Source organism: Bombilactobacillus mellis (assembly GCF_000967245.1).
In the GTDB taxonomy this organism is placed as follows: domain Bacteria; phylum Bacillota; class Bacilli; order Lactobacillales; family Lactobacillaceae; genus Bombilactobacillus; species Bombilactobacillus mellis.
The window spans coordinates 251367-262798 of record NZ_KQ033877.1 but is presented as its reverse complement, the minus strand read 5'-3'; the positions used below and the strand labels follow the sequence as shown (position 1 = coordinate 262798).

Here is an 11432-nt window from a genome sequence, read left to right as displayed (position 1 = left end):
TCTCCTTCTTTAAATCAGCTTTAAATAGCTCAGCACTAACAAAATAATGGTAATAATCACGAGAGCGACAATGGCATAATTTGTTAGTTTATTCTCTTGGGGAATAATATTAAAATCAGATGTGCGTAAAATATTACTTTTAAGTAAGGCCTGCACAATCGGCTTATATAAAATCAAAACCAGAATGGAATTCAAACTGCCCTTGATTAAATTAAAGGGTAAAATTACTGGTATCAACATTTTGACGACTGCTGCCCGTGAATAGCCGAAAAAGATTGGTGACAAAACATAATTCCAAAGCAGCATAAAAGCGGTTAACATAACAATTCCAATAATTAGACCTATTATTAAATTTTTAGTTTTCTTCTTTTTGGAATAGGCTAAGACGGGTGGTAACACAAAACAAATTGCTGCAATGACATTCATAACAAACCCAATAATTCCCGTCGAACTAACGGTAATCATTTCAAAAAAAGGCACAATAATTGAAAGAATAATTGAAAAAATAGGTCCAAAAACCATGCCTCCGAGAATTAAGATGACATCTTTGGGTTCATACTTTAAAAAAGATATCATGGGAATTTTTAAAAAAACTGCCGATAAATAAGCTAAGGCTCCAAAAGCTGCTAAAAAAGTTATATACCGAATATAATTTTGGTCACGTTTCATACTGATTTACCTCCATAATTAGCACTTACAAGCGCTCTCAATTTGAGAAAAGTCTCTTCTTTGCCTAGGCATAAAAAATACCCCGTAAAAACGGGGCAGATAAAAATTATGAAGAATCTTCAACAAAAAATATTCTTAATGTACAGTTGGAGAAACTTCTTCTTCCATCCAGACTTTAACTGTCGGTCCTGGATTTGCACCAGGTCAACTGCTATTAGCAGGTCGCGGACTTCAAATTATCTTTGTCACCGCCGATTGGGAATTACACCCGACCCCGAAGAAGCTATTCTTACTAGCAAAAAAATTGTAACATAGTTCAGCTAATTTGTACATTAGCAAATTAATACTTAAAAAACACGAACGGCAAAGGAAGGCATGAAATATTGCGAAATGCTGGCCACTTTTACCGTTTCACCAGGTTGAGGTGCATGGACGTATTGTCCATTGCCAATATAGATCGCATCATGATAAGATGCCCCGACACCTCCCCAAAAGATAATATCTCCTGGTTGTAAATCGGACAAAGAAACCTGACGCCCAGCGCTTTCTTGAGCGACTGTATAATGCGACAAAGCTACATTAGCTTTACCGTAAGCATACTGAACCAAGCCAGAACAATCTAAACCCTGGCCTGGGGTCGCACCACCCCACACATAAGGCGTACCAACTTGCGATAGTGCTGCTGCTACAACGGTCTCAGCTGCATTATTATTGGTAGCAGTGGAACTGGCAGCAGAGGCCCCATTTTGATTAGTATTGACAGCAGCAGTGGCGGCACTAGAAGCTGTAGTGATTGGCTGAGCAGCTGCTGCTCCTGTATTAGCAGCTGGCTGAACAGGTGCTGTTGGTGCTGGCGTTGCGGCGGCAGCATTATTAGTAGAAGGCGTTGCAGCAGCGGGTGTATTGGCGGCTGGTTGAGCAGCAGAAGCTGCTGGTGCTGGATTAGAATCTGCAACAGCATTGCTGCCGGCAGTGTCAGTAGTTGTGGCAGCTGCTGGCTGGACAGCTGTAGTCTGGTCTTGATTAAAAGTAGCATATTCAGCTGGTACCCAGCCTTGATCAGCCAATTGATACCAAACTGCACCATTAACCGTTTTTTGATTAATGACTGCAACTATTGTGCCATAAGGCAAATATTTACCCGTATGCTGACGAAAATTAGGTTGCGACCAAACAGTAGTAGCTCCTCCCTGATAATTAATAGTGATAGTTCCTACAGGAGTAGCTGCCGGTGCATTAGAAGCCGGCTGCACAGATGCTGCCGGTTGGGTATCTTCTGAAGCAGGAGTAATATACTGACTTGATACCCATTGATTGGTTCCAATTTGATACCAAGTTTGGTGATAAACCTGCTTTGTCGCCTGAATAGTCACACTTTGACCACGCTGTAAATAACTCTGCGGTTTTTGTCCGACTGTCGGACTATCCCAGACGGTAGTAGCTCCCCCTTGATAATTAACAGTTCCCTTACTAGACGCTTGAGCAGAAGTAGCATTCACCCCGAAAAGGGCGGCTGTAGTTAAGCCCAACACGCCTGATGTTAAATAAAGTGACTTTTTCTTATTCAAAATCCCCATCTCCCCCAAATATTTCTCTTAAGAAAAACTTAATATTTTGTACACGCTTTTATTATAAACACATCTGCCGCTAATAAACAATGTGTTTTTCACCACAAAGTCAAAAAAAATAAGAAATAGTATGAATACTACTTCTTAATTTATTTGATCTTAAAGTTTTAATCCACCCATTTAACCAAATTATCAATCTCAATGTCCGTATAAGTTACTTCTTGAGACTGCGGGTTAAGTTTTTTAGCACTAAAAGTTAAGCCCCGACAAGTCTGAACATACATTTCTTTTTTATTTAAATCATAACCTGACCAATAACGGGTACAATCACTTAAAGGATCATCCTGACTAGCCCGTTCTAAACCACGAGGAACCATTGCAGTTCTGAAAACAGAATATAATTGATTAATTCCGTTATCGGCAGTGAAAGGATCTAAATTATTGGCTAAAAATGTGGAGCGGACAAAGCGTGATGGTGAAGTATAATCTCCCGGCAAACCAAACATTCCGTAACCTGTACCCGCTTCAATAGGATCCAATGAGACCCGTTCACTAACTTTTTTAGTAGTTTTAGGATCAAATTTATCTAAACTGATATAATTACGAATATTAGTTAAATGCCAGTTATATTCAGGGCTATTAGTCATTACGCCGATGCTGTCATAAACTTTAAAAGCCCCATTATCTGTCGGCTCCAGAACTACTGCTGAGTTAGTTGTATCCGCAAAAGTAAAATGCAGTGGTGTTTCTACACTCTCGTTTCCTTGAGTCAGCGGCTGATCTAAGAGACCGTATTCATTAATATGAGCTTTAATTTCTGCTACACTAGCAAAATGCGTTAAAACAAAAGTTACAAACTCCTCACCTAAAACAGCTGTTAAATTACGTTGTTGTAGATCACTGGCAGAAGCATGCTCACATTCCATTAAGACCTGCAAATCACCAGCTAATCCTTGATCATTAACACCATCCATTAAACAAACGGTTCCTGTAGAACCTACACCCATAGCTGCGTATTTAGCTGTCCAGGGATTTAATTGGCTTGCTACCTGTGCGCCCGCCGGAATAGTTACAATACTCATTGGCGAACCCGGATCTTCGCCAAACATCCCTGCTGCAAAATCCATTGTACGGCCAAAAAAGACATTTCCCTCTTTGGAAGCGAGTGTAATACTTGTACACATACTGCTGACCTCCTTTATTAAAATAATTTCATTATATCAATTTGTTACTTATATTAATATAAATCTTAATAAAATTTAATTAAATATTTAAAAAGGTCGGTAAAAAGCTTCTAATTTTATTTATCTTTAGACTACCCTTTTGCTGGCGTTTACTTCAACTTGACATTGGGCATGTTTCATTGCTTAAGTTATTAATCCTCAGAAAAGTTCCTCAGTATTATTTTTGATTAGAATCAATTCTTTAATAAAATCGGATGCTTTAAACATGGAAAAATATACTTATCCGCTATCCCAGTTAAAGGACCTTGAAAAAATAAAGCAAATAATGTTCCCCAACCAATGGAAATTAAGTAGCCGCCTTTAAAAAAGCATAATCCCATTACTACTACTGGAATTATATAACTAAGATATTGCCCTAAAGTTGCACTGCCATGCACAAATTTAAATCGAATTAAATAACTAAATTCATCATTGGGATGCATCATTAAATTAACTCTTTGATAAATTGAAGTAGCCGCTGCTATTCCTCCAATCCCGATAATATCAATTATTAATCTAAAAACAAAATTTAGGGAAGCCAGCCCGGTTTTCCAGAGAAGACTTGTCCAAAATTGCACACAATAACTAAATAAAAAAGCAAAAAGCAAATTCGAAAATATTAGGTGCCAATTTAATTTTTTTCTAATTAATAAATTAATTATTTGAACAATAACTGCATAAATAATTAATACATCGCCCAAATTAGTTGAACACTGTACACTGACATTCACAGCAGAAGCTGTCCAGACAGCACTGCCTAACTTTGAAACAATTGCTAACGCATTCGACAAAGAATTCAATAAAATAGAAACAGTCAAATAAAATATAGTTTCCCCAGTTTTTAAACGACGTCTATGATTATTTTTTTCAATCATTAATAAATTATTATCCGGATTTATTTTTTAGATGGATTCAATTTCAATATGAACCATACAAAAACTACTGCCGCTAAAACAACTAGTATGATACCGGCATTTAAAATGGACCCGGCTGAAGTGCTGCCAATTAGTTTGCCTGTATATGGGGATAAAAATGAACCTAGATTAGATCCAACTAATACAATTGAAGTATATAATGGCGCTTTGCTGGCTGATGAGGTTTCACTAATTTTATTGAAAATATAAGGAATTACCATTGCAGCAAAAGCACCAGTAACAATACAAATGATATACATACCTATAACACTTTTAGTGAAACTGGCTACTACAATCCCTGCTCCATCTAAAAGAAGTCCTAAAGGTAAGATGTATTTGTTAATTCTCTTATAAATATAACCAAAAGCTGCTCCCCCAATTAGATTAGCGATACTGTGGATGCTCCAGGCATTGCTTGCCTGTGTTGGCGTACCTACTTTAAAATCAACAAAGTAAGTTGGAAGTTTGACTGCAAAAACCATTCCTGCAGTTAAAAAGATGAATGTTAAAATAGCGAGGATAGCGACAAGCACCGGAGAATCCTTTTTATTGGAATCATTAATTTCTTCGCTAGCAACGCTGGCTTCCTCCTCATCATTAATTAATCCTTCCTTTTCAGGATTAGGAACAAAGATGATAAAGAATATTAGTGTAGGAACAAATAACAAATATACCCAGTAGGCTGCATGCCAATTAATAGACAATAACTGCCCCGCAAAATAAGTCATAAGAGAAGTTCCCACTCCAGCAATGGCGGACCTCCAGCCCAAAAGTTTGGCTCTTTCATCGCCGTGAAAAAAAGTTCCAATTAAACTGATGGCTAAAGGATTGGCTAAACCAATCCCAATACCTAATACAGCTCTTGAAGCAAATATTAACCAAAAGTTATTTGCAAACGCAGGAATGATGGAACTGACTGTAGCAATCGCCAGACCTATAACGGCGGTGTTCTTTTGACCTAAGCGTTTAACAACAATCCCGCTCACCAATACAAAAACCGTAACAAATATAGAAACTACCGTAGTAACTAATTCAATATGCACCAAGGATTCATTTGGAAATGATTTAGCCATGCCTGGGATAGTTGAATTAACAACACTAGCAGCCTGTTCAACCACGTTTAGTGCTAATAGAGATATAATTAGCATGATTTTTTTAAAATTGTTTTGCATTTTTGACCTCACTTAAATTAATCATCATATTTCAACAACAAACTATAAAATGCACCATACAAATTAGCATCATTATGAAATTTACTAGAGACAATTTTCGGATAGCTAATAGTATTATCCAAAGACGGATAATTTTTCCGGAGCAATCGATATTGATTATTAATAGTTTTAGTAACTATCGGTTGCACTGAAATACCACCACCAATCACAAAGCATTCAACATCCAATATTACTTGAATATTACTAATTAAAATTGCGATATTAGTACAGTAGCTTTCAAAAAGCTCTTGGACTCGTAAATCTTTACGATTAATATATTCAAAAACTTTTTCACCATTTTTTTTGCTTGGCAAATTTAATAATTTGCTTGCTTGTTCTACCATTAGAACTGCTGAACAAGTTTGGCCATATTTTTCAGTCTGATTTTCCCAAAATTTTTGAATCATAAAACTAAATTCACCAGCTTGAAAATGCGAACCAAAATACAGGTCATTATTAAGAATAATGCCGCCACCCACACCAGTTCCTAAAACTATTGCTACTCCATTTTTATAACCTTTTAAATTTCCGCTCCACTTTTCGGCTAGAGCCGCCGCCTTACCATCATTTTCGACATTAAAGTAGGCCTTGGAATCAATACTCAGGATTTTTTGTAATGATTGTCCATCTAAAAAACGAAGAATTCCGCCACCTTTAATTTCATTTTTTTGGTGATCTATCGTTCCGGGTATACTAAAAGCAATACCGCGATAACAATTTTGATAGCGCTGGATTATATTTTTTAATGAGCTAGCAAAATCATTTAAATTAGTTTTGGGTGTAATAAAGTGGCGTTTAAAAAGTAGTTTCCCTGAATGATTGATTAATCCGTATTTAATATTTGATCCTCCAATATCAAATACCAAATAGTTATTATTTTTATCCATGAACATTTTCATCCACTTATCTTATAAATATTTTCTAATTAAATATGTGGGCGTACAGCTCCAAGCATGGCAATAGCTGTTAATTATTAGACTGCCATAAGGAGAAAAATTTAAATTATCGGGCTCAAAAGCTTCCCAAAATGTATCTGCTCCCAATTCAATCATTTTCCCCCAATAATCTTTAATTAATTGAACTGCCTCAGTTCTATGATCAGATTCCAGCAAAGCCTGCGCAATATGATGATACATATAAGGTGTAGCAATACCCTTAATTGGGAAAAATGTAGTTATAGATTTATCCATTAATTTCTTATTCTCTTCATCAGGCAAAACATGAGCTAAAACCATCCATACCTGGCTGGCAATATTTAGTTGGCCGTTACTAACAAAAAGCCCCTTTTGTTGATCAAATAATTTATTCACTGAATTAGCCGATAAAGTAGATATTTTTTGTTGATAAAAGTTTAAGTCTGGATCGGACTGAATATCGGCTAATTGAACTAATTGTTTCAATGCATAAATTAATATTGCCTGCCCGGAAACTTTTTTATCAATTTCTTTGGACCAATCAACAAACAATTTCCAAGAATCACAAGCCTCTAAAATTCCCGAATCATCGACATAATTTAAAGCCTCATTTACAGTTCTTTTAGCAATTGGATACAAGTCATTAAGGGTATCTTGGTCCTTGGTTTCCCAAAAATAATCCTTCAAAACTGCCACAAACAATAAACTATAATCTAAAAGAAACACACTATCGGGAGTAATTTTCGGCTGAATAAAAACATCTGCCGGAATCCGATTATCTGTAGTAATTGATCCACCAAAAAGATATAAACACCTTTTAACTAAGCCGTAATCTTTAAAAGTTTGATAATTAGCTAAAGCCTGTAATCGTAAATCACCTAACCACAAACGTCTGTCTCTTTTCGGTCCATCTTCAAAAACATCCTGCATACAGTCATGTAAAGTCTTGATACTAACGGCATCAATTTTTTCTAAAGTTTTATCCGCAATCTTTAATGGTGCCACTGCATCCATAGTGACAGCGCTTTCGGAAATAACAAAAGGATTGCTTATTCTGGCAGACCATTTAGATGAAGTATCTTTGACTTCAATTTCTACATATCTAAAAGCATATCTTCGTGGAAGTTTTAAATCACACGGTAATTCGTCAATGTGAATATATTCTTCCTGAATCCAAGAACTACTGATCCAACCATGATATGAAGCACTATCAATAACTAATTCTGCTGGTAATTCTGCTAATTTAAGATGTAAATATAAGGGTGAATCCATTGGTTCACCATGTGATTCAATATGCAAATTTAATTTTCCAACACAGTGCTGACCAAAATCCAGGATAATTTTGTCACCTTTATTCAAATCTTTCTTGGATAAGAATTGTTTATCAACATCACTCTCGCTTACTTTTACACCACCAAATTTAGTATCATCTGGTTTCAACTGGATAAGTCTTTGGAGTGGAATTTTCTCATTATATATATGGGGTTTATTTTGATTAGCGATCTTATAAAAATTATCATTTTTTTGCATTATAGAAGACTTTACTTGAGTCATAATCATCCTCCTCTAAATAATTCCGTTATTTTGAATAACTTGTTTATACCAATAGAAAGATTTCTTTTTATAACGCTTTAAAGTTCCATGACCATAATCATCTTTATCAACATAAATGTAGCCGTACCGTTTGCTCATTTGTCCGCTACTGGCAGATACTAAATCAATCGGAGCCCACGAAGTATAGCCGATTAAATCCACCCCATCTTGTAGGGCTTCATACATGGCTGATAGATGTTGTTTTAAATAATTAATTCTGTAATCATCATTGATATAAGGCTGGCCATCACGAGTGAATTCTAATTTATCTTTGGCCCCTAAACCGTTTTCCACAACCATAATCGGTAAATTATAGCGATCAAACACCTGATTTAAGGCAATACGCAAACCTAAAGGATCAATTGCCCATCCCCAATCGCTGGTTTTTAAATATGGATTTTTAACTCCACTAATGAAATTCCCTTTTTGTAAAGTATTCTTTTCTTTATCTAAAGTAACGGTTGTAGATTGATAATAAGAAAAAGTAAAGTAATCAACTTTCCCTTGTAATAAAATTTTTGCATCTTGGGGTTGAATATCCAGCTTTAAATTGTGCTTTTGCCAATACCTTTGAGCAAAATAAGGATATTTACCTTTAACCTGAACATCACCACAATAAAAGTTACTTATTTTCGAAACTTCCTGCGCGTATTGAATATCTACCGGATTGCTGGTTAAAGGATAAATAGTATGATAGGCCAGCATACATCCCATTTTTAAACTAGGATCATATTGGTGAGCAAAGCTGGTAACTAGGCTACTGGCTAAAAATTGATGATGTAGAGCATTAAATCGCATTTGTTCACTATCTATTTCAGGATTGTCAAAATTACTATTGTTACTAACATACATTCCTCCACCTAAATATGCTCCCGAGGTTCGTGTTAATATATTAATTTCATTAAACATAATCCAATATTTGACATCATGGTGATATCTTTTAATAATTGTTTTGGCAAATTTTACATATTGTTCAATTGCTCTGCGGGACTCCCAGCCATTAAATTTTTGTGTCATAGCTAAAGGAGGCTCGTAATGAGAAATAGTAATCAGAGGCTGAATATGGTATTTCTTTAATTCTTGAATCACACCATCGTAAAATTCTAAGCCTTTTTTATTAGGTTCTTCTTCAAAACCATGAGGATAAATTCTCGTCCAAGCAATAGAAAATCTATAAATTTTAAAACCCATTTCTGCAAATAACTTGATGTCTTCTTTGTAATGATGATAGAAATCAATGGCTTGATGACTTGGATAATATTTATCCGCTTGTATTTCCCTGGTAATTTCTCGTGGACGCTTATCAGTTCCTCCTACTAACAGGTCATTCACAGATAGGCCCTTACCATTTTTTAAGTAAGCTCCTTCCAATTGATTTGCTGCAGTAGCACCACCCCACAAGAAATTAGTAGGAAAAGTTTTTAGTGACATTAAAGTTCCTCCCAGATCAGAATTTAGTTACGTAGGCTTCAATATAATAGCTCTATCACCTCCTTAATCTTCGATGACTGTTACTTAGTTAACGTTAAAATTTCATCGTCAGTTGTTACCTTTTGGTTCGCAGTTATTGCAATATTATCTTCGAGACTATTAATTAGAATAAAGATAATGGTAGGGTCAAAACCTTCTTTACAAATAAAACTCAAATTAAATCTAATAAGCGGATCTCCACTATGAACTTTTTGTCCTTCTTTAATTAAAGCTTTAAAGCCGCGACCTTTTAATTTTGCTGTGTCAAGACCAATATGAATTAGGATTTCATTGCCTTGATTAGTTTTTAACCCTACAGCGTGTCCTGTTGGAAAAATCATAGAAACAGTAGCCGTCACCGGAGCAACAACTGTTTCACTGGTGGGATATACGGCTACTCCTTTGCCCAAAGATCCGGATGAAAAGACTTGATCATTAACTTGATTGAGAGGAATAACTTTTCCATTAACAAAACTTTTAAATTTTTCTGTATATTTGCTCTGGCTATCATCTTGAACACGAGCAAAAAAATAAGTAAAAATAAAGGAAAGAAATATGCCCAAAACTGCTGTTATACAAGCATTGATAAAATTACGCGGATTACTGCCGATAAAAATCGGCAACGTAAAAATACTGGGAGACCCAAAAGAATAACGTATTACTCCGGTAATACCTGCATAAAACCCGGCCAAACCTCCGGCAGCCATTACACAAGCCAATACCCCATCATATTTTAAAGTCACCTTATATAAACCAGGCTCGCTAACTCCTGAAAGCGCAGCAAAACTGGCAGATAGAGCATTCTTTCTTAATTTTGGGTTTTTTTCTCGCAAAAAAATCGCTAATGCAGCCCCAACTTGAGAAAAATTACTTGCTAACATTCCCGGCCCTAAAACATTCTCATAGCCAAATTTGGCAAAGTAAACTATTGCTATTGGAGTTAAAGATATATGCATACCCACCATAATTAAAAGTGGAGACAAAGCACCGATAATTGTGGGAACCAACCACGATACATGAATATACAAAAAATTAACAATTGTAATTAATAACTGATCTAATAATTTCCCAAAAGGACCGATAACAATTAAAGACAGTGGCGCAGTAACAGCTATAATTAACAGTGGTTTGAGCATTGCTTTTACACTGGTGGGAATTATGTTTTCCGCAATTTTGTCAATATAGCTCATCAGCAATACCATCAAAATTATTGGTATGACGCTACTACTGTAATTAACTAATTTAATGGGCATATTAAATAGTTTAATCGGCTGACCTTGGGCTATCATATTCATAAAACTGGGATGTAAAAGTATCCCCGCTAACATCATGGCCAAATAGGGATTAGTATTGAATTTTTGAGCTGATGTACTGGCTAACATAAAAGGCAAAAAATAAAATGCTGAATTAGCAATAAAACTCAAAATACGATAATTTGTACTTTTCTGACTCATCCCTAATAAAAGTAAAATAGTAATAATTACTTGCAGCATTCCCCCAGCTGTTAGAACTACAAGAACAGGTGACATAATGGCCACAATCGTATTAAGGAATCGTTTATAAAGGCTCACATTTTTCTTATTGGCTAATGCTTTTTGTCTTTCTTTACCCAAATTAAAGTTTTTAACGATTTCTTGATAATATATTCCTACATCAGCTCCAATAACCACTTGAGATTCATTGCCTGAATTCACAGCACCTAAAACTTCGGGCAGTTTTTCTAAAGCAGGGATATTAAATTTACTTTGATCAATTAAATTAAACCTTAATCTTGTCGCACAGTGATATAAATTATTAACATTTTTTTCACCTCCTACGTAATTTATAATTTGAGCAACAACTTCTTTTTTAGATTGAATTGTTCTCACCC

9 protein-coding genes and 1 riboswitch are annotated in these 11432 nt (G+C 35.5%); all 9 genes read right to left on the bottom strand.

What is annotated here, in order from left to right; translation table 11 throughout:
- Positions 1 to 9 precede the first annotated feature (9 nt).
- The gene (locus tag JG29_RS01145) at positions 10 to 669 is read right to left on the bottom strand and encodes an ECF transporter S component (RefSeq protein WP_045922133.1); all 660 of its coding nucleotides are present in this window, start codon (positions 667 to 669) and stop codon (positions 10 to 12) included.
- A gap of 152 nt (positions 670 to 821) precedes the next feature.
- Positions 822 to 955: riboswitch (FMN riboswitch) on the bottom strand.
- A gap of 61 nt (positions 956 to 1016) precedes the next feature.
- A complete protein-coding gene (locus JG29_RS01140; protein WP_232297085.1) occupies positions 1017 to 2246 on the bottom strand; it encodes a C40 family peptidase in 1230 nt (409 codons plus the stop codon).
- Positions 2247 to 2404: 158 nt separating this feature from the next.
- Positions 2405 to 3421, bottom strand: coding sequence for a linear amide C-N hydrolase (locus JG29_RS01135; RefSeq protein WP_045922131.1), 1017 nt, complete (start codon positions 3419 to 3421; stop codon positions 2405 to 2407).
- A gap of 233 nt (positions 3422 to 3654) precedes the next feature.
- Positions 3655 to 4335 carry a DUF6198 family protein gene (locus tag JG29_RS01130; RefSeq protein WP_045922130.1) on the bottom strand — a complete coding sequence of 227 codons (681 nt, stop codon included), beginning with the start codon at positions 4333 to 4335 and terminating at the stop codon, positions 3655 to 3657.
- A gap of 20 nt (positions 4336 to 4355) precedes the next feature.
- On the bottom strand, positions 4356 to 5546 hold the full coding sequence (locus JG29_RS01125) for an MFS transporter (protein WP_232297071.1): 1191 nt from the start codon (positions 5544 to 5546) through the stop codon (positions 4356 to 4358).
- A gap of 17 nt (positions 5547 to 5563) precedes the next feature.
- Positions 5564 to 6472 (bottom strand): ROK family protein, encoded by a 909-nt coding sequence (locus tag JG29_RS01120; protein WP_045922129.1) that lies wholly within the window; start codon positions 6470 to 6472, stop codon positions 5564 to 5566.
- Between the two features lie 21 nt (positions 6473 to 6493).
- Positions 6494 to 8053 carry an alpha-L-rhamnosidase-related protein gene (locus tag JG29_RS01115; RefSeq protein ID WP_232297070.1) on the bottom strand — a complete coding sequence of 520 codons (1560 nt, stop codon included), beginning with the start codon at positions 8051 to 8053 and terminating at the stop codon, positions 6494 to 6496.
- A gap of 12 nt (positions 8054 to 8065) precedes the next feature.
- Entirely contained in the window at positions 8066 to 9523 is a 1458-nt protein-coding gene (locus JG29_RS01110; protein WP_045922127.1) for a glycoside hydrolase family 1 protein, read from the bottom strand.
- Positions 9524 to 9603: 80 nt separating this feature from the next.
- A complete protein-coding gene (locus JG29_RS01105; RefSeq protein ID WP_045922685.1) occupies positions 9604 to 11421 on the bottom strand; it encodes a glucose PTS transporter subunit IIA in 1818 nt (605 codons plus the stop codon).
- Positions 11422 to 11432: the final 11 nt, after the last annotated feature.

Coding starts and splice junctions, on each gene's coding strand:
- JG29_RS01145 (WP_045922133.1), bottom strand. CDS start 669: ATGAAACGTGACCAAAATTATATTCGGTATATAACTTTTTTAGCAGCT.
- JG29_RS01140 (WP_232297085.1), bottom strand. CDS start 2,246: ATGGGGATTTTGAATAAGAAAAAGTCACTTTATTTAACATCAGGCGTG.
- JG29_RS01135 (WP_045922131.1), bottom strand. CDS start 3,421: ATGTGTACAAGTATTACACTCGCTTCCAAAGAGGGAAATGTCTTTTTT.
- JG29_RS01130 (WP_045922130.1), bottom strand. CDS start 4,335: ATGATTGAAAAAAATAATCATAGACGTCGTTTAAAAACTGGGGAAACT.
- JG29_RS01125 (WP_232297071.1), bottom strand. CDS start 5,546: ATGCAAAACAATTTTAAAAAAATCATGCTAATTATATCTCTATTAGCA.
- JG29_RS01120 (WP_045922129.1), bottom strand. CDS start 6,472: ATGGATAAAAATAATAACTATTTGGTATTTGATATTGGAGGATCAAAT.
- JG29_RS01115 (WP_232297070.1), bottom strand. CDS start 8,053: ATGACTCAAGTAAAGTCTTCTATAATGCAAAAAAATGATAATTTTTAT.
- JG29_RS01110 (WP_045922127.1), bottom strand. CDS start 9,523: ATGTCACTAAAAACTTTTCCTACTAATTTCTTGTGGGGTGGTGCTACT.